This window comes from Allobosea sp. Root670 (assembly GCF_001429415.1).
GTDB lineage: Bacteria > Pseudomonadota > Alphaproteobacteria > Rhizobiales > Beijerinckiaceae > Allobosea > Allobosea robiniae.
This window is the reverse complement of the sequence record NZ_LMJU01000001.1, coordinates 605,939-624,818: the sequence shown is the minus strand read 5'-3', so window position 1 is coordinate 624,818 and position 18,880 is coordinate 605,939. Positions and strand designations below refer to the sequence as shown.

12 protein-coding genes and 1 pseudogene are annotated in these 18,880 nt (G+C 68.0%); 10 read left to right on the top strand and 3 right to left on the bottom strand.

The window, feature by feature from the left end; all coding sequences use genetic code 11:
- Positions 1-36: 36 nt before the first annotated feature.
- The 8 genes and pseudogenes from ccmI (at position 37) to ASE61_RS02820 (ending at position 10,671) form a co-directional block, all read left to right on the top strand.
- Positions 37-1,140 (top strand): c-type cytochrome biogenesis protein CcmI, encoded by a 1,104-nt coding sequence (ccmI, locus tag ASE61_RS02855; RefSeq protein WP_061964423.1) that lies wholly within the window; start codon positions 37-39, stop codon positions 1,138-1,140.
- On the top strand, positions 1,137-1,652 hold the full coding sequence (ccmE, locus tag ASE61_RS02850) for a cytochrome c maturation protein CcmE (protein ID WP_061964421.1): 516 nt from the start codon (positions 1,137-1,139) through the stop codon (positions 1,650-1,652). The genes ccmI and ccmE overlap by 4 nt, the downstream gene beginning before the upstream one ends.
- A gap of 7 nt (positions 1,653-1,659) precedes the next feature.
- On the top strand, positions 1,660-3,636 hold the full coding sequence (locus ASE61_RS02845; protein WP_061964419.1) for a heme lyase CcmF/NrfE family subunit: 1,977 nt from the start codon (positions 1,660-1,662) through the stop codon (positions 3,634-3,636).
- 4 nt (positions 3,637-3,640) lie between these two features.
- Entirely contained in the window at positions 3,641-4,111 is a 471-nt protein-coding gene (locus tag ASE61_RS02840; protein ID WP_061964417.1) for a cytochrome c-type biogenesis protein CcmH, read from the top strand.
- A 126-nt stretch (positions 4,112-4,237) separates the two neighbouring features.
- Positions 4,238-5,398, top strand: a pseudogene (locus ASE61_RS02835) (trypsin-like peptidase domain-containing protein); the annotation flags it as partial.
- Between the two features lie 132 nt (positions 5,399-5,530).
- Complete coding sequence (locus ASE61_RS02830; RefSeq protein WP_061964415.1) at positions 5,531-6,214, top strand: response regulator transcription factor; 684 nt, start codon at positions 5,531-5,533, stop codon at positions 6,212-6,214.
- Positions 6,198-7,700 (top strand): sensor histidine kinase, encoded by a 1,503-nt coding sequence (locus ASE61_RS02825; protein ID WP_082617045.1) that lies wholly within the window; start codon positions 6,198-6,200, stop codon positions 7,698-7,700. Before ASE61_RS02830 ends, ASE61_RS02825 begins: the two co-directional genes overlap by 17 nt.
- 16 nt (positions 7,701-7,716) lie before the next feature.
- The gene (locus ASE61_RS02820; RefSeq protein WP_061964413.1) at positions 7,717-10,671 is read left to right on the top strand and encodes a bifunctional [glutamine synthetase] adenylyltransferase/[glutamine synthetase]-adenylyl-L-tyrosine phosphorylase; all 2,955 of its coding nucleotides are present in this window, start codon (positions 7,717-7,719) and stop codon (positions 10,669-10,671) included.
- Between the two features lie 3 nt (positions 10,672-10,674).
- On the opposite strand, the gene ASE61_RS02815 is transcribed toward ASE61_RS02820, so the two are convergent.
- The 3 genes from ASE61_RS02815 to ASE61_RS02805 form a co-directional block, all read right to left on the bottom strand.
- Positions 10,675-12,834 carry a PAS domain-containing sensor histidine kinase gene (locus tag ASE61_RS02815; protein WP_244492695.1) on the bottom strand — a complete coding sequence of 720 codons (2,160 nt, stop codon included), beginning with the start codon at positions 12,832-12,834 and terminating at the stop codon, positions 10,675-10,677.
- Positions 12,835-13,195: 361 nt separating this feature from the next.
- Positions 13,196-15,841: an aminopeptidase N gene (gene pepN / locus ASE61_RS02810; RefSeq protein WP_061964409.1), complete on the bottom strand. Its 2,646-nt coding sequence runs from the start codon at positions 15,839-15,841 to the stop codon at positions 13,196-13,198.
- Between the two features lie 79 nt (positions 15,842-15,920).
- Positions 15,921-17,369, bottom strand: a complete 1,449-nt coding sequence (locus tag ASE61_RS02805) for a cation diffusion facilitator family transporter (protein ID WP_082617044.1) — start codon at positions 17,367-17,369, stop codon at positions 15,921-15,923.
- A 104-nt stretch (positions 17,370-17,473) separates the two neighbouring features.
- On the opposite strand from ASE61_RS02805, the gene ASE61_RS02800 reads away from it, so the two are divergent.
- Positions 17,474-17,923: a VOC family protein gene (locus ASE61_RS02800; RefSeq protein WP_061964405.1), complete on the top strand. Its 450-nt coding sequence runs from the start codon at positions 17,474-17,476 to the stop codon at positions 17,921-17,923.
- A gap of 4 nt (positions 17,924-17,927) precedes the next feature.
- Positions 17,928-18,812 (top strand): PfkB family carbohydrate kinase, encoded by an 885-nt coding sequence (locus ASE61_RS02795; RefSeq protein ID WP_082617043.1) that lies wholly within the window; start codon positions 17,928-17,930, stop codon positions 18,810-18,812.
- The last annotated feature ends 68 nt before the right edge of the window (positions 18,813-18,880 follow it).

Here is an 18,880-nt window from a genome sequence, read left to right as displayed (position 1 = left end):
CATGAACCCGAGCGGACGATTGAGTAAGAACGCCGCATGATGATTTGGGCCATCTTTGCAGCGATGACGGGAGCAGCGGTTTTCGCCTTGCTCTGGCCGCTCAGCCGTGGCCGGGCGCAGGGTTTCGCTGACGCGGCCGATGCCCGCAGCCTCTACCGCTCTCAGCTCAAGGAGATCGACCGCGATCTCGCCCGCAAGCTGATCGGCGAAGAGGAAGCGCAGGCCGCCCGTACCGAAGCCGCCCGCCGCCTTCTGCGCGCCGCAGGCGACGAAGCCGATCCTACCGGCGAGACCGAGCCGTCGCTGCGCCGTCGCCGGGCAAGCTCCGCGCTGATGCTCTCGGTCGTGCCGCTGCTGGCGCTGCTGATCTACGGCCTCTACGGCTCTCCCGGGCAGCCCGACCAGCCGTTGGCGGCGCGATTGGAGAAGGCCGGGCCGCAGCAGGATTTCGCCATCGTGCTCGCGCGGATGGAGGCCCATCTCGCCGCCAATCCCGGCGATGCGAAGGGCTGGGGGCTGCTGGCGCCGATCTATCTCCGCCAGGGCCGCTACGACGAGGCCGCGAAAGCCTTCGCCGCCGCGGTCCGCGCCGGAAAGCCCGATGCCGAGCTTTACGCCGGCCTGGGCGAAGCTCGCATCATGGAAACCGGTGGCATCGTGACCGCCGCGGCGCGCGAAGCACTTTCCGAGGCCGTCAAGCTCGATCCGAAAAGCCCGCGAGCCCGCTACTATCTCGCCCTCGCCAAGGAGCAGGACGGCGACGGCGAGGGCGCGCAGGCGGCGCTTGCCCAGCTCCTCGCCGAAGCGCCCGCCGATGCCGACTGGTCCGGTGCCGTTCGCGCCCGGCTGGAGCGGATGCAGGCCGATACCGGCCGCAAGGCGGTCGCCGCCCTTCCCGAAGCCGAGCGCCAGCAGGCGATCAAGGGGATGGTCGACGGGCTTGCCGAACGCTTGAGCACCGGGGGCGGCAGCTTGCCCGAATGGAGCCGCCTGATCCGCGCCCGCACCGTCCTCGGGGACAAGCCTGCGGCGCTTCAGGCCGTGAAGACGGCACGCGAGCGTCTGGCTGAAGACAAGGCGGCGCTTGCAGCCATCGACGCTCTCGCCGATGAATTGGCCTTGAAGGAGGCCGCGCCATGACCCTAGCTCAGCCGACGCGGCCGCTCCCCGCAAAACGCCGCCTCACCCGCAAGCAGCGCAGATTGACCCTGATCGCGGCGGCCGGTGCCGTCCTGTTCCTGGCGGCCGGACTCGTCCTCTTCGCGATGCGCGACACCATCGTCTTCTTTTACGGGCCGACCGAGATCGCCGAGAAGGGCGTCCAGCCCGGAACCCGCATGCGTCTCGGCGGGCTGGTCGAAGCCGGCTCGGTCCAGCGCAATGGCGGCCAGCGCATCAGCTTCAGCGTCACCGACGGCAAGACCTCGATCAAGGTCGGCTATGATGGCCTGCTGCCCGATCTTTTCCGCGAAGGGCAGGGCGTCGTCACCGAAGGCGTTTTCGAGGGCGCCGGACGCTTCAAGGCGGATTCAGTGCTGGCGAAGCATGACGAGACCTATATGCCGCGCGAGGTCGCCGACGCGCTGAAGAAGCAGGGGCATTGGCAAGCTGGGGGCTCCGGCTCACCCGCTGCCGCGCCGGCGAAACCGTGAGCCGTTCATGATTGTCGAGATCGGCCATTACGCGCTGGCGCTCGCGCTCGGCGTTTCCGTGATCCAGGCGGTGGTGCCGTTCTGGGGCGTGTTCCGGCAGGATCGGACGCTGGCCTCGGTCGGCAGCAGCGCGGCGCTGGTCTCGTTCGCGCTGGTCGCTCTGTCCTTCGCCGCCCTGGTGACGTCCTATGTCCGCTCCGATTTCTCGGTCGGCAATGTCGTCGCCAACTCCCATTCGGCGCAGCCGCTGATCTATAAATTCACCTCCGTCTGGGGCAACCACGAAGGCTCGATGCTGCTCTGGGTGCTGATCCTGACGCTGTTCGGGGCGTTGGTCGCATTGTCGCGCCGCTCGCTGCCACCGCGCCTGCGGGCCGGCGCGCTTGCGGCGCAGGGGCTCGTCGCCGTCGCCTTCATCGCCTTCACCCTGCTGACCTCGAACCCGTTCCAGCGGCTGGTCCCGGTGCCGGCCGAGGGGCAGGACCTCAACCCGATCCTGCAGGATCTCGGCCTCGCGATCCATCCGCCGCTGCTCTATATCGGCTATGTCGGCTTCTCGATCACCTATGCCTTCGCGGTCGCCGCCCTGATCGACGGGCGCATCGACGCGATGTGGGCGCGCGCCGTCCGGCCCTGGACGCTGCTGGCCTGGACCTTCCTGACGCTCGGCATCGCGATGGGCTCCTACTGGGCCTATTACGAGCTCGGCTGGGGCGGCTGGTGGTTCTGGGACCCGGTCGAGAACGCTTCCTTCATGCCCTGGCTTGCCGGAACGGCCCTGATCCACTCGACCGTGGTGATGGAGAAGCGCGACGCGCTGAAGGTCTGGACGATCCTGCTCGCGATCCTGACCTTCTCGCTCTCGCTGCTCGGCACCTTCATCGTCCGCTCGGGCGTGCTGACCTCGGTGCATTCCTTCGCGACCGATCCGGCGCGCGGCCTGTTCATCCTCTTCATCCTGATCTTCTTCGTCGGCGGCTCGCTCGCGCTGTTCGCCTGGCGGGCGCCTCTGCTGCGGCAGGGCGGATTGTTCGCCCCGGTCTCCCGGGAAAGCGCGCTGGTCGTCAACAACGTCTTCCTGGCGACGGCCTGCGCCACCGTCTTCGTCGGGACGCTTTATCCGCTGCTGCTGGAGATGGTCACCGGCGACAAGATCTCGGTCGGCCCGCCCTTCTACAACGCGACCTTCGTGCCGGTGATGGTGCCGCTGCTGCTGCTGCTGCCGATCGGCCAGTCGCTCGCCTGGAAGCGCGGCGACCTGCTCGGCGCGGCCCAGCGCAATGCCTTTGCCTTCGGCGTCGCGGTGCTGGCGGCTCTGGCACTGCTGTCCTTCACCCGTGGCGGGCCGGTGCTGGCGCCGCTCGGCGTGGGCTTGGGCGTCTTCCTTGTGCTCGGTGCCGGCTTCGACCTCGCCGAGCGCATCGTCACCCGCGCCAGCGGCTGGCGGGCGATGCTGTCGCGGGCGCGCGGGCTGCCGCGCTCGGCCTGGGGCACGGCGCTGGCTCATGCGGGCGTCGGCTTGAGCATCATCGGCATCGCCGCCCAGGCCTGGAGCAGCGAGGCGATCACGGTTCTGAAGCCGGGCGAGCGCCTGACCAGCGGCCGCTACACCATCATGCTCGAAGGCATGTCGCCTCGCACGGGGCCGAATTTCCGCGCCGAAATCGCCCGCTTCCAGGTTTTCTCCGGTGATCGCGAGCTGGCGCCGATCGAGGCCTCCAAGCGTATCTATACGGCGCGCGCCATGCCGACGACCGAAGCGGGTATCCGGACGGATGGTCTGAGCCAGGCCTATGTCAGCCTCGGCGAGGCGCAGGATGGCGGCGTCGCGGTGCGCCTCTACGACAAGCCGTTGATCCTGCTGATCTGGATCGGCTCGCTCGTGATGGCGCTCGGCGGCGGCCTGTCGCTGACCGACCGGCGCTTCCGGCTGGCGGCACCGAAGCGCGCCGCGCCCGCGGCCGCCGTGCAGCCGGCGGAATAGGCCGATGCGGCGGATCGCTCTCATCCTCGGTCTGATGCTGCTGGTCGCGCCGGTGGCTCAGGCCGTGCAGCCCGACGAGATCCTGCCCAACGCCGCTCTTGAGCAGCGTGCGCGCAACATCTCCGGCGGATTGCGCTGCCTCGTCTGCCAGAACCAGTCGATCGACGATTCCGACGCGCCTCTGGCCCGCGACCTGCGCATCCTCGTCAGGGAGCGTCTCGTCGCTGGAGACGACGACAAGGCCGTCGTCGATTTCGTCGTCGCCCGCTACGGCGATTTCGTCCTGCTGCGCCCGCCGCTCAACGCGCATACGCTGCTGCTCTGGGGCGCGCCTTTCCTGATTTTCCTGGCCGGAGCCGCTTTCGTCTGGCGTCGAGGCCGGCAGCGCGCCGGCGAGGAAAACGTCACGCCAGCGCCCCTGACGGACGAGGAGCGCAATCGCGTCGACAAGCTGCTGCGGGACGAGCAGGGGTAAGGCGCGGCCAGCCGGGCCAACCTTACGAAATCGTCATCTTCAGGCCAAAGCCACGTAAGGCGGCGGGTCTCATGGTCCTCGTCACGAGCAGGGGAAAGCACCCTGTCGCTCCACGAGGTTCCCGCCATGACGACACACACTGAAAATCGCAAGTCCATCCTGAAGCGCGGCGCTCTTCTTGCCGGCACCGCCATCCTCGGCATCGGCCTCGCCGCCGGCATCGCCGACAGCGCCCTGATGCAGAACCACAATGCCATCGCCCAGCCGATCCAGCTCTCGGGCGCGCAGACGGCGCTGCCCTCCTTTGCCGACCTCGTCGACAAGGTGAAGCCCGCCGTCGTCTCCGTCCGCGTCAAGACGCAGACCGCCGCCGCCGGCGACGATCAGAGCCTCGAAGACATTCCCCCGCAGCTGCGCCGTTTCTTCCGTGATCAGGAGGGGGCCCGCCAGGGCAGGCCGAAGCCGCAGGTCGGCATGGCCCAGGGTTCGGGCTTCTTCGTCAGCCAGGACGGCTATGTCGTGACCAACAACCACGTCGTCGAGAACGCTGTCGAGGTCCAGCTCGTCACCGATTCCGGCAAGACGCTTGATGCCAAGGTCGTCGGCACCGATCCGCGCACCGACCTCGCCCTGCTCAAGGTCAAGGACGCCGGCAACTATCCGTATGTCCAGCTCTCCGATGCCAAGGCGCGCATCGGCGACTGGGTGCTGGCGATCGGCAACCCCTTCGGCCTCGGCGGCACGGTCACGGCCGGCATCGTCTCGGCGCAGGGTCGGGATATCGGCTCCGGTCCCTATGACGACTTCATCCAGATCGACGCGCCGATCAACCGCGGCAATTCGGGTGGCCCGACCTTCAACCAGAACGGCGAGGTCGTCGGCGTCAACACCGCGATCTACTCGCCCTCGGGTGGCAATGTCGGCATTGCCTTCGCCATCCCCGCCTCGACCGTCCGTCAGGTCGTGGACTCCTTGAAGAAGGACGGCACGGTGGCGCGCGGCTTCATCGGCGTGCAGATCCAGCCGGTGACCAGCGAAATGGCCGATGCGATCGGCCTGAAGGATGCCAAGGGTGCGCTCGTCGCTGAGGCACAGGGCAACGGCCCCGCCGCCAAGGCCGGCATCCGTCGCGGCGACACCATCACCGCCGTCAATGGCGAGGCGATCAAGGACGCTCGCGAGCTTTCGCGCAAGATCGCGACCTTCGCGCCGGGTACCAAGACCACGATCACTCTCTTCCGCGAAGGCAAGTCGCGTGACGTGACCTTCGAGGTCGGCCGCCAGCCGGCGGCCTGATCGGAGCTGGCGGGTCCCTCGGTTCCCTGTCGCCCCAGCCCAGGGACTTCGCCGTCGCGGCGGCAGGCCGGATGCGTATCCTCCGGCCTGCCGTTTTCGCGTTTCTTGAGATAGGGTTGGTCTATGCGACTCCTGATCGTCGAAGATGATGCCGAGGCTGCGGCCTATCTGACCAAGGCTTTCCGCGAAGTCGGCCATGTCGCCGACCATGCCGCGGACGGGCTGGAAGGCTATGCCATGGCCGAGGGCGGCGGCTACGACGTGCTGGTCATCGACCGCATGCTGCCGCGCCTCGACGGGCTCTCGCTGATCCGCTCCCTGCGCGAGCAGAAGGACGATACGCCCGCCCTGATCCTCTCCGCACTTGCCCAGGTCGACGACCGGGTGAAGGGCCTGCGGGCCGGCGGCGACGACTACCTGCCCAAGCCCTATGCATTCTCCGAGCTGCTCGCCCGCGTCGAGGTGCTGGCGCGACGCCGCGGTGCTCCAGCCGCCGAGCCTACGACCTATCGCGTCGGCGAGCTGGTGCTCGACCGGCTTGCCCATCGCGTCACGCGCGAGGGCCAGGAGATCGTCCTGCAGCCGCGCGAGTTCCGCCTGCTCGAATATCTGATGAAGCATGCCGGGCAGGTCGTGACACGCACCATGCTGCTGGAAAACGTCTGGGATTATCATTTCGATCCCCAGACCAATGTCATCGACGTGCATGTCAGCCGCCTGCGCGCCAAGGTCGACAAGGGTTTCGAGCTGCCGATGATCCACACCATCCGCGGCGCGGGATACATGGTCCGTGACAGCGCCCGCTGACGCCTCCTCGCACAAGCGCCAGCGCTTCCTGCCCACGCTGTTCCGCACGACCGCCTTCAAGCTGACGGCGGCCTATCTCGTCATCTTCGCGCTCTTTGCCGCCTTCGTCCTCGGCTATGTCGCCTGGAACGCCAAGCGCCTGCTCGACGACCAGATCCGCTCGACCATCGATGCCGAGATCCAGGGCCTGGCCGAGCAGCAGCGCCAGGGCGGTATCCGCCGTATCGTCAACATCGTCGAGCGCCGTTCGCGCGCGCCGGGCGCCTCGCTCTACCTTGTCACCACGCCGGTGGGAGAGCGCATCGCCGGCAATGTCGAAGCGATCCCGCCCGGCACGCTCGATCGCACCGGCGAGAGCGAGATCGAATATGCCCGCTCCAGCGAGACGGTCGACACACCGAGCCGCGCGTTGGTGCGCGTGTTCTTGCTGCCGGCCGGGTTCCGCCTGCTCGTCGGCCGCGACCTCGAGGAGCGCGATCGGCTCGGCATCGTCATCCGGCGCGCCGCCGGCTGGTCGCTGGCGCTGGTCCTTATCCTCGGCTGCTTCGCCAGCTGGTTCGTGGCCCGGCGTGTGCTGAAGCGCATCGACGGCATGAGCGAAACCGCGCATGGCATCATGGAGGGCGACCTGAAAGGCCGGCTCGCCATCACCGGCACCGGCGACGAGCTCGACCGGCTCGCGCTCAACCTCAACGCCATGCTCGACCGCATCGGTGAATTGATGGCCAGCATGCAGCAGGTCACCGACAATATCGCCCATGACCTCAAGACGCCGCTGACCCGGTTGCGCAACCGGGCGGAGGAGGCGCTGCGGACTGCGAAATCGCCGGATGAATTGCGGGCGGCGCTCGACGGCTCGATCGAGGAGGCGGACAACCTCATCCGTGTTTTCAACGCGCTCCTGATGATCGCGCGGCTGGAGGCCGGTCGCGTCAGCGACAACATGAGCGAGCTCGACATTTCCGAGATCGTCTCCGGCCTCGCCGAGCTCTACGAGCCGCTGGCCGAGGAAGCCGGCCTGTCGCTCGCCAGCGACGTCGCCCCTGGCCTGAAGGTCCGCGGCAATCGCGAACTGATCGGGCAGGCCCTGAACAACCTGATCGACAACGCCCTGAAATACGGCGCGCCGGAGCAGGGCGGCGACGGCACCGTGGCGGTCTCTGCCCGGGCGATTGGCGATCAGGTCGAGCTCTCCGTCGCCGACCATGGCTCAGGGATTCCGGAGGCCGATCGCGGCCGCGTCTTCGACCGCTTCGTCCGGCTCGATACCAGCCGCAGCAAGCCGGGCTTCGGGCTCGGCCTGTCGTTGGTGGCCGGCGTGGTGCGCCTGCATGGCGGTAGCCTCACGCTGGAGGATAATGCGCCGGGCCTGCGCGTCGTCATCCTCCTGCCCGTCGGCAGCCCCAAGCCTGTGGACACGCCGGCCCTCGCCGAGCCTGCCGCCTCGACAGCGGCGCCAAACCCTGCTGGCGTGCCGATCCACTGAGGCAGGACGATGAACGATGGCGGAACGGCTCTGTGACAGGCTCGAGGCTGCGCCGGTCCTGCCAGCGAAGGCCAAGGCCGATGCGCTGCTGAAGCGAGAGCTGATCGAGCGCCTCCATGACGAGGAAGCGGCCGAGGCGCTCAAGGCGCATCTGGCCGAGCATCCGCGCAGCGCGGCATTGGTCGCCGGCATCCTCGCCCATTCGCCCTTCCTGACGCAGATCATGCGCTTCGACCCGGCCGGGCTGCTCGCCAGCCTGACGGAAGCGCCGGAAGTCCGTCGCGACGCGCTGCTGGCCGGGATCGCGGCCTTCGCCGAGGCGGGCTGTGAAACTGCGGACCTGATGCGCGAATTGCGCCGCTTCCGCCGCGCCATGGCACTCCTGATCGCGCTCGCCGATATCGGCGGTGCCTGGGATGTCGAGACCGTGACGGGCGCGTTGACCGAAACCGCCGACATGGCGGCGCGCCTCGCCACCGACCATGTCCTGCGGCAGGCCGCCGATCTTGGCCGGATCAACCTTGCCGACCCGGCCGATCCCGGCCCCGGCTCCGGCCTCGTCGTGCTGGCGCTGGGCAAGCACGGCGCCGGCGAGCTGAACTATTCCTCCGATATCGACATCGTCGTCTTCTTCGATCCCGAGGCAGCGGAGGCCGCCGGCGTCGGCGAACCCACCAGCTTCTTCGTCAAGCTGACCCAGCAGATCGCGCGCATCATCCAGGAGCGCACGCCGGACGGCTATGTCTTCCGCGTCGACCTGCGCCTGCGGCCCGATCCGGCCTCGACCCATGTCGCAGTCTCGCTGCCCTCGGCCTATTCCTATTACGAGACGGTCGGCCAGAACTGGGAACGCGCCGCCATGATCAAGGCGCGGCCGATCGCGGGCGATATCGAGCTCGGCCGGCGCTTCCTTGGGGATCTCGCGCCCTTCATCTGGCGCAAATATTTCGACTTCGCGACCATCGCCGACATCCATGCGATGAAGCGCCAGATCCAGACGGTGAAGGGCCACGAGACCATCGCGGTCGCCGGTCATAACGTGAAGCTCGGGCGCGGCGGCATCCGCGAGATCGAGTTCTTCGTCCAGACGCAGCAGCTCGTCTTCGGCGGCCGCCGCCCGGCCCTGCGCGGCCCGCGCACGCTGGAGATGCTCGGCGAACTGACCACCGAAGGCTGGATCACGCCGCAGGCCCGCGACGAACTCTCCGAATCCTATCGCTGGCTGCGCACCATCGAGCACCGCCTGCAGATGCAGGCCGACGAGCAGACGCAGACCCTGCCCAAGGCGGCGGGCGATCTCGAAGCCTTCGCCCGCTTCTGCGGCTATCCCTCGACGGCCGCCTTCGGCAAGGCGCTGACCGCGCATGCGAAGTGCGTCGAAGGGCATTACGCCCTGCTCTTCGAGGAAGGGCCGAGTCTTGCCTCCGAGGCGGGGACGCTGAGCTTCACCGGCTCGGAAGCCGATCCCGAGACGATCGAGACGCTGGGCAAGCTCGGCTTCCGCGATGGCGCGACCGCGGCTGAGACGGTGCGCGGCTGGCATTTCGGCCGCCGCGCCGCCGTGACCAGCGCCCGCGCCCGCGAGGTACTGACGGAGCTGACCCCGGCGCTGCTCGTCGCGCTCGGCCGCACCGCCGACCCAGACGGCGCGCTCGCGCATCTCGACAACGCCTTCGTCCGCATGCCGGCGGCGGTCGAATTACTGACGCTGCTGCGCTCGCATGATTCCCTGCTGACGCTCTTCGCCGAGATCCTCGGTAGTGCGCCGCGCCTCGCCAAGGTCGCGGCCTTGCACCCGCATGTGCTCGACGGCGTCATCGACCCGGCCTTTGGGCAGGCGGTGCTCGATGTCGAGGCGCTGGAGCGGCGCATCCGCAATCATGTCGGCTCGCCACCGCCCAGCGTCGAGGACGGGCTCGACCGTCTGCGCGACGCGGCCCGGCAGGAGAATTTCCTGGTCGGCGCGCGCCTCCTCTCCGGCGTCTACCCGGCGCAAGGGGCGGGGCAGGCCTATTGCGCTGTCGCCGAGGCCTGCCTGCGCGTCGCTTTTGCCGACACCCGCCGATCCTTCACGGAAGATCATGGCGCCATCGAAGGGGCGGAGACGGTCGTGCTCGGCCTTGGCCGGCTCGGTGCAGGCGAACTCACGCCTTCATCCGATCTCGATCTGATCCTGCTCTACGACCGGCCGGAGGATGCCGGCGCGAGCGACGGCGCCAGAAGCCTCGATCCCGTCACCTGGCATGTCCGCTTCACCCAGCGCCTCGTCGCGGCGCTGACGGTGCCGACGCGACGCGGCACGCTCTATCAGGTCGACATGCGCCTGCGCCCGACCGGCAACAAGAGCCCGGCTGCGACCCAGTTCGCCGGCTTCGAGGCCTATCATCAGGGCGAGGCCGAGATCTGGGAGGAGATGGCGCTGACCCGCGCCCGCGTCGTCGCCGGTGATGCCGGATTGGCGAAGCGTGTGGAAGCTTCGATCCGCGCGATCCTGTCGCGCAAGCGCGAGCCGGCCAAGGTCGCGGCGGCGGTCGCCGAGATGCGCGCACTGATTGCCAGGGAGAAGGGCGAGAAGGATCCCTGGGACCTGAAGCTCGCGGCCGGCGGTATCACCGATCTCGACTTCCTCGCCCAGTTCCTGCTGCTGGCCTATGCCAGCGAACACCCCGGCCTGATTGTCAACGACACGGCCTCGGTCTTCGCAGCGGCCAAGGCGGCTGGCCTGCTCTCGGACGGAGATGCCTCTGTTCTGCTCGAAGCGCATCGCCTGATCGGCGACGTCCAGCTCTGGCAGCGTTTCACCGTCGAAGAGGCCTTCGATCCCAAGGCCGTGCCGCCCCGGGTGCTCAGGAGAATCGCGACGGCCGTCGGCCGGCCCGATGCGAAGGTGATGAAAGCGGAGCTCGACGAGGTTCGCGGCGCGGTGAGGGCGATCTTCACCCGCGTGCTGTCGAAGGCGAAGGCTGGCTGACGCTCAAGCCGCCTGCGCGGTGATGCGGTCGGCGCCGCCGTCGAGCGGCAGGTGGATCATGACGATGGTGCCGGCGCCGATCGCCGAGCGTAAGCGGAGCGAGCCGCCATGCAGCTCGACGAGCGAGCGGGCGATGGCGAGGCCCAGGCCCGAACCCTTGTAGCTGCGCACCAGATCGCCCTCGACCTGCTCGAACGGGCGGCCGACGCGGTCGATCTTCTCCTTGGGGATGCCGATGCCGGTATCCTCGATGAAGATGTTGAGCGCGCCGGGGACATGGCGGGTGCGGACCGCGATCCGCCCGCCTTCCGGCGTGAACTTGGCGGCGTTGTCGAGCAGGTTGCCGAGGATCTGGTAGAGCGCGTGCGGGTCGGCTTCGAGATGGGTGTCGAGCGGGCCTTCGATGGCCAGCACGAGCTGCTTGCGTTCGACCTCCGGCTGGACCTTCCGCAGCGCCTGGTCGAGCACCGGGCCGAGAGCGATCTCGCTCTTCTCCAGCCGCAGCCGGCCGGATTCGATGCGGGACATGTCGAGGATGTCGTCGATGATGCTCAGGAGATAGCCGCCACTGGAGCGGATATCGCGGACATAGTCGGTGTACTTCTCGCCGAGCGGGCCGAACAGGCCGTTCTCCATGATCTCGGAGAAACCGATGATGGCGTTGAGCGGCGTGCGCAGCTCGTGGCTCATATTGGCGAGGAATTCGGACTTGGCGCGGTTGGCGCTTTCGGCGGAAGCCTTCTGCTCGAGATAGCGCTCCGCGAGATCGGCGAGCTGCTGGGCCTGGGCTTCGAGCTTCTGGCGCGAGGCCTTGAGGTCGGTGACATGCATCAGGAGCTGGTGCTCGGACTGGGTCAGCCGCTCTTCCTGCTGCTTCAGCTTGGTGATGTCGGTGCCGACCGAGACCGAGCCGCCATCCTTGGTGCGGCGGCCGTTGATCTGCAGCCAGCGGCCATCCGAGAGGCGGGCCTCGTAGGAGGCCCCGGCCATGCCGCGTTGCACCCGCATCGGCTCGCGGTCGATCTGCGGCTGGGCCGAGAGCTCCATGATCTCGTCGTAGGAGGCGCCGGATTGCAGGGCGTCGGCCGGGAGCTGGTGGAGCTGCTGGTACTTGGCGTTGCAGAGCACGAGGCGGTTGTCGGCATCCCACAGCACGAAGGCTTCCGAGATCGCCTCGACGGCGTCGCGCAGGCGGGCATCGGAGGTGGCGGTGCGCTCGGCCATGCGGCGCTGCTCGGAGATGTCGACGACGATGCCGACGAGATGGCGCGCGCGGGTGCGGCGGTCGATGACGAGCTCGGCGCGGGCCTTGAGCCAGATCCATTCGCCGGTGGCGGAGCGGACGCGGAACTCGCGGTCGAGATGGTCGGCCTCGCCGCGGCTGATCGCGTCGGCGAGCGCATAGAGGTCGACATCGTCCTGGTTGATGAAGCTCGAGACCTCGCCGAAGGACATGTATTCGCCGGTGCGGTCATAGCCGAGCAGGGCGTACATCGAATCCGACCAGTAGATCCGGCCCCGCGCGAGGTCCCAGTCCCACAGGCCGCAATGGCCGCGGTTGAGCGCGGTATCGATGCGTTCGCGGACGCAGTCGCAATCCTGGTCGGCGGCGCTCGCCCGCTTCGACTGGAGCATGAAGGCGAGCGTGGTGACGCCGAGGATAAGGCCGGCGGAGCCGAACAGGATGATCAGGCCCGAGCGGCGGATCTGCCAGGTCGAGAGCGCCCGCGAGACCGGCTGCAGCACCGCGACCTGCCCGAGGGGGGCGGCGAGGTTGCGCACGCTGGCGAAGGCGTCGGCGCCGTTCGGCAGGGTAATGCGCATCACGCCGGCGCGGTCGCCGAATACGGTGAGAGGCTGGGTCTGGCCGAGGAAGTCGACGAGCGTGCGCTGCGTCTGGCCGATCACCGGTTCGCTGGCGATCACGCGGCCATCGGCGCCGCTGACATGGACGAAGCGGCCATGGGCCGCGAGGTGGCGGGCGGTGAGTGCTGCGAGGACGGCGGTGGGCTCCTTGCCCGCCAGCGTGGCGGCGTCGAGCTCCCGGGCGACCAGAGCCGACACCAGGTCCATGTCGCCGGCCGCGTCGATGAGGGCGTCGTCGCGCATGGCCGAGGTCTGGATCAGCGCGCCGGCACCGAGAATGATGAGGAAAAGTCCCACAAACGCAGGGATTGCGGTGCGAAAGGCAGGTTCGAAGCTTTCGAAGCGATGATACAGAGGGTGCGTCAGCGAGCGCGCCACACCCAGAATCGTATCGGCGCGCACAGGTGCGCAGCCCGCGTTTGCACGCGACATGCCCGGTCCCCCTTCGGAACTTTACCGTCAGTAAGATCGGGAGACGTGCCGCATCCCCGCGAATCACCGTCAGTTGAATCCGGGCGCCACGGTTTGTCTAGCCCTGAGTTGAGTCAGGAGTGTCGAATTCTCCTTTAGGTTGCAGTGCTTATGCCGATGAATCCTGCGCGGGTAATGAAACGTTAATCTTTTGGACAGGTCGGCGTTAACGATTCCCGGAGAGCGCTCAGGCGAGCGCTCTTTCGGCGATGTCGGCGACGTCCCGCGACAGGTTCGGCAGGGCCGCGACGGTGCTCAGCGCCTCCCGCGCCAGGCGCTTTCGGCCGGGCTCCAGCATGCGCCAGCTCTTGAACGAGCCGAGCAGTCGCGAGGCGACCTGCGGATTGGTCTTGTCGAGCGCGACGACGATATCGGCGACGAAATCATAGCCTGCGCCATCCGCCCGGTTGAACTGGGTCAGGTTCGCCGCGAAGCCGCCGATCAGCGCCCGCACGCGATTGGGATTGCCGAGCGAGAAGGCCGGGTGCTGCATCAGCGTCTTGACGCGTTCCAGCGTGCCGGGCTCGGCGATCAGCGCCTGCGCCATCAGCCATTTGTCGAGCACCAGCGGCTCGTTGGCATAGGCCTCGGCGAAACGCGCGATCAGCGACTCCCGGCGCTCGCCGGAGATAAGCGTCATCGCTGCGAGCGCGGCGAGGCGATCGGTCAGGTTGTCGCCATCGGCGAATTGCTGCTCACAGAGATCGGCAGCCTCGGTCGGAGCGGCCAGTGCGGCGAGCCCGAGCAATTCGTTGCGCAGCGCCCGCCGTCCCGCCGAGGCCGCATCGGGGCGATAGGCGCCGCTGGCTGCGAGCGCGCCTCGCAGGCCCGGCAATTCGCCGAGCAGGGCGGTGCCGATCGCGGTCGACAGTTTGCGATGGGCGGCGAAGATCGCATCGGGGTCGACATCCCCACCGATCTCACGAGCGATATCGGCCGGCGCGGGCAGGCGCAGCACCTGCGCCGCGAAGGCCGGGTCGGACAGCCCATCCGCCTTGAGGAAGCTGCGCAGTGCTTCGCCGAGCTTGCCGGCGGTCGCTGCCAGCACGTCCGCATCGGCACCGGGCTTGCCGGCAGCCACGAGCACGCGCGTCGCGACGCTCTGGAGCGATTGCCAGCGATTGAAGGAATCGCTGTCGGCCGAGAACAGCCGGAGCAGGTCCGCATCCGACAAATCGAGGTCGAGCCGCGCAGGCGCCGAGAAGCCACGCATCAGCGAGGGGATCGGCGCTTCCGCGACATCCTCGAAGGTGACCGACAGGGACGGCTGGTCGAGCACCACGAGCCCGTCGCCGGCATAGGCGTTCGAGGCCGTCTTCAGCGGCAGGTCGCCCTTCGCGCCGACGAGGCCGAGCTTGATCGGCAGCACGACAGGCTGCTTCTCGGTCTGGCCGGGTGTCGGCGGCGTGCTCTGCGCCAGGTCGAGCGTGTAGCGCTTCGCCGCGGCATCGTAGCGGCCGGAGGCGACGATGGTCGGCGTGCCCGCCTGCTCGTACCAGCGGGCGAAATGATCGAGGTTCTGGCCCGAGGCTTCGGCGAAGCAGCCGAGGAATTCCTCGATCGTCGCGGCCGTGCCGTCGCAGCGCTCGAAATAGAGGTCCATGCCGCGCTTGAAGGCGTCGTCACCGATCAGGACCTTGAGCATGCGGATCACCTCCGCGCCCTTCTCATAGACCGTCGGCGTGTAGAAGTTGTTGATTTCCTTGTAGGCGCGCGGCCTGACCGGATGGGCGAGGGGGCCGGCATCCTCCGAGAACTGCGTCGAGCGCAGGGTGCGGACATCGGCGATGCGCTTCACCGGGCGCGAGCGCTCGTCGGCGGAGAATTCCTGGTCGCGGAAGACGGTGAGCCCTTCCTTCAGGCAGAGCTGGAACCAGTCGCGGCAAGTGATGCGGTTGCCGGTCCAGTTGTGGAAATACTCATGGGCGATGATCGCCTCGATCGAGGCGTAGTCGCCGTCGGTCGCAGTCTGCGGATCGGCCAGGACGTATTTGTCGTTGAAGATGTTGAGGCCCTTGTTCTCCATCGCTCCCATGTTGAAATCGGAGACGGCGACGACGTTGAACATGTCGAGATCGTAGTTGCGGCCGAAGACCTGCTCGTCCCAGCGCATGCATCGCACCAGCGAATCCAGCGCCCAGCCGGCACGATCGGCCTTGCCCGGTTCGACATAGACGGCGAGCTCGACCTTGTGGCCGTCGGCGGTGACGTAATCCTGCCGGACATGGTCGAGCGCCCCGCCGACCAGCGCGAAGAGATAGGCGGGCTTGGGGTGCGGGTCGTGCCAGACGGCGAAGTGCCGGTCGCCGCCGGGCAGCTCCGCCGCCGCGACGAGATTGCCGTTGGAGAGCAACACCGGCGCTTCCGCCTTCGCCGCTTCGAGCCGGACGGTATAGACGCTCATCACGTCCGGTCGATCGAGGAAATAGGTGATGCGGCGGAAGCCATCCGCCTCGCACTGCGTGCAATAGACCTTCGAGGAGCGGTAGAGCCCCATCAGCTTGGTATTGGCGGAGGGGTCGAGCTCGGTCTCGATCGTCAGCGTGAAATCATGTGCCGGCGGGGCGGGGATTGTCAGCGCTTGCGGCGTCACCGTGTAGACGGAGGCGTCGAGCGGCTTGCCGTCGATGGCGAGCGACTTCAGCACGAGCTCGTCGCCATCGAGCTTGAGCGGCGCGCCGGGCTGGCCCTCCGGATTGGGCCGCAGCGCCAGCAGCGCGCGTACCCGCGTCTTCTGCGGGTGCAAGCTGACATCGAGATCGACGGTGTCGATCAGCCAGTCGCTGGGGCGGTAATCCTCAAGGCGGATCAGCGGGGCATCTTCGGTACGCATGGGAACCCTGATGGCGAGAGTCAGGGTGCGTGTGTAGCCTTTGCCGGACGGGGCCGGAAGCCTCGTCCGGCGCGACGGGTCAGTTTGCCCCGGCCGGAACCGCCGGTTCCGCATGGCTCACCAGCCGGCAGACCTGCGGGCGGGCGATCCGAACCGCGCGCTCGATCGCATCGACCGCATCATGCACGGCGGCGACGTTAAGCCCCGGGTCGACGCGGCAATGGTAGTTGACGACCAGCCCCTTGGCGGTCTGGCGCACGCGCACGCTGTGGATGTCGTGGATCGGCCCGGAGAGCTTCGCGGCCTCGCCGGCGAGCGCCTTGCCGATATCCTCGACCGTTTCCCAGGCGGCGTTATGGCCGGCGGGCTGGCCCGTCTCCATCGGCTCGATATGGGTCTCGACCTCGGTCTCGCCGCCGAATTCGGCCCGGATCGCGCTTTCCAGCCGGGTGGCGATCTCATGGGCTTCGCCGAGCGGCAGGCTCTGGTCGACCTCCATGTCGAGGCTGACGGAAAGCTTGTCGCCGATCGAGTGGACGGTGACATGGTGCACCGGGATCTTGAGCTTGAGCGCGATCAGCAGCACGCGCTCCAGCGCCGTCTCGTCGTCGACCTGCACGGGATCGGCCGTGATCGTGATCTCGGCATCGGGCTCGACCTTCACCAGCGCCTCGCCGAGCTGGGCCTTGATCGCCACCACCCGGTCGAGCGGCAGGGTGCGCGAGACGCTGATGCCGATCTCGCCATGGACGCGCCCGCCGGTCGGACGCACCCGGAGCCAGTTGACGCCGACCACGCCCGGCACACCACGCGCGATCTCGCGCAGCTTTTCACTCATGCCCTCGGGAGCTGTGTCCATCAATGTATCGAGGACGCGCCGGGCGAGGCGATAGGCCGAAAAGGCGGTATAGGCCGCGATCGCGAAGGCGGCTGCGGTGTCGGCCCGCTCGATGCCGTACCAGACGCCGATGAGGCCGACGAGCACCAGCGTCGAGCCGACGAAATCAGCCGAGAAATGCGTGGCTTCGGCGGCAAGCGCCTCGCTGCCGGTCTCCTTGGCGACCTTGGTCAGCGAGCGCCAGCGAATTGCGTCGACGATCATGGAGAGCACGAGCACGCCGATGACGAGCGGCGTCACCTCGACATGCGCGATGACGTTGGTCCAGAGCCGGTTGCCGGCCTCCCACAGAATCGCGCCGGCGAGCGTGAACAGGATCGCGGTCTCGACCAGCGCGGCCAGCGCCTCGACCTTGCCGTGGCCGTAATGGTGCTCGTCATCGGCCGGCTTGTCGGAGGCGCGGACGGCGAACCAGGTGAACAGCGTCGAGCCGACATCGACCAGCCCCTGCAGCGCGTCGGTGAGCAGGGCGAGCGAGCCGGAGATGATGGCGCCGACGATCTTCGCTGCCGTCAGCAGGATCGTCGCCATCACTGAGAGGATCGCAGCGCGCTGCTTGATCTGCGCGATCTGTGCGGGCGTGGCGCGCACGGCCGGTGCCGTTTCCGGCCCGTCTTGCGTTGTCGTCATGGCGCGTCCTGTTCGGATGGCTTGGCGAGTTGGTCTGAAGTGCCGATGCTCTTGCCTGATTTAGGAAACGGATCAACCCTGCCGCCACACAACGAGGACGACCGATGCGATATCTCCACACCATGGTGCGCGTGACCGATCTGGATCAGGCGCTGGATTTCTACGTCAACAAGTTCGGGCTGGTCGAAACCCGCCGCATCGAGAACGAGAAGGGCCGCTTCACGCTGGTCTTTCTCGCAGCCTCCGACGACCTGTCGGGAGCGAAGGCCGGTGCCTCGCGCGGCAGCCCGACGCTGGAGCTGACCTATAACTGGGACCCGGAAACCTATACCGGCGGCCGCAATTTCGGCCATCTCGCCTATGAGGTCGACGACATCTACGCGCTCTGCGACAAGCTGATGAAGGCCGGCGTCACCATCAATCGCCCGCCGCGCGACGGCAACATGGCCTTCATCCGCTCGCCCGACAACATCTCGATCGAGCTGTTGCAGAAGGGCGATCCGAAGCCGCCGGCCGAGCCGTGGGCGAGCATGCCGAATACCGGGAACTGGTAAGGCCTTGGCCGGCGTCTTCTGCCTTGGCATCGCGACGCTGGACTATGTCTACAGCGTCGAGACCATGCCGACCCGCGGCGAGAAATACCGCTCGCGCGGGCTCGCCGTGGTCGGTGGCGGCTGCGCCGGCAATGCCTCGGTCGCGATCGCGCGGCTCGGTGGCGCCTGCTGGCTGGCGACGCGCCTCGCCGATGACCTGACCGGCGACCAGATCGTCGCCGATCTCGCAGCGGAAGGCGTCGATGCGGCCTTCGCGCGCCGCGTCGCCGGCCTGCGCTCGCCCGTCTCTGCCATTCTGGTCGATGCCGAAGGCGAGCGCATGGTGATCTCCTATTCCGATCCGGCCATGCCGGAGGATGTCGCTTGGCTACCTTCGCGCTTGCCGGCGGGAGCAGGCGCCGTGCTTGCCGATACCCGCTGGGGGGAGGGGGCGCTTGCCGCCCTCAAGCTCGCGCGCGCTGCCGGTGTGCCCGGCGTGCTCGACGGCGATCGCAGGCCGCCGCATCCCGATCTGGTGGGCACGGCGAGCCATGTCGCCTTCAGCCAGCAGGCCCTGCGCGAGATTTCGGGCGAGGACGATCCGCGTGCCGGCCTCTCGAAGGTCGCGGCCGGCGTCCCGACCTGGCTTGCGGTCACGCTCGGCAAGGAAGGCGTGCTCTTCGTCGAGGGCGACGAGGTCCGGCACAGTCCGGCTTTCGTTGTCGAGACGGTGGATACGCTCGGTGCCGGTGATGTCTGGCACGGTGCCTTCGCGCTGGCGCTCGCTGAAGGGCAAGCCGAGCCGGCGGCGATCCGCTTCGCCTCCGCGGCGGCCGCGATCAAATGCACCCGCTTCGGCGGCCGCAGCGGCGCCCCGCGCCGCGACGAGGTCGAGCGCTTCCTCGCGTAGGCGGGCGCCTAACTGTTTCGCCGCTCTCTTCCCTCTTTCCTCCAGCGTCGCGCAGCCGTCACGCGCGT